This is a genomic window from Corynebacterium sp. HMSC068H04 (genome assembly GCF_001811255.1).
Classification (GTDB): domain Bacteria; phylum Actinomycetota; class Actinomycetes; order Mycobacteriales; family Mycobacteriaceae; genus Corynebacterium; species Corynebacterium hesseae.
Genome location: NZ_KV803965.1, coordinates 1 through 419, shown reverse-complemented (window position 1 = coordinate 419; position 419 = coordinate 1). Strand labels below are relative to the sequence as shown.

At 59.9% G+C, this 419-nt stretch carries 1 pseudogene; it reads left to right on the top strand.

Annotated features, from left to right (window positions below):
• Window positions 1-419: pseudogene (locus tag HMPREF2792_RS01085) on the top strand (HNH endonuclease); the annotation flags it as partial.

Genomic DNA, 419 nt, shown 5'->3' with positions numbered 1-419 from the left:
CGCGCGCTCGGCGCCTCTGCTTCCGATGCTGCCGAGCTTGCAAAGCTTAACCAGGTGTATTTCGGGCCCACCCGCTTTAGCGGCAAGCAACGCAAAGCCCGTACCGCAGCCCTTCAACAACGCCACAGCCTCGGCACCCTCACACTCATCGAGTCCTACACCGCAAAAGTCAAGAAAACCCTCGACGCCTGGAACCTGCGAATCAAACTCGCAGGAACACCCGCACACCGCATCCCCACCGTCGCCGCCACACGCCTGAAAGAACTACGCTCCAAGCGCATAGCCAAACCAGGTGTGCGCATCACCTACCGGGAACAAGGCCCCAACACACTCTCCATAACTGACGATGCCACCACGATTGCCAACATGCGCGGCGTCCTCGAATCAACCAACACCACCGACCTGCTTCAAGCCGCCAA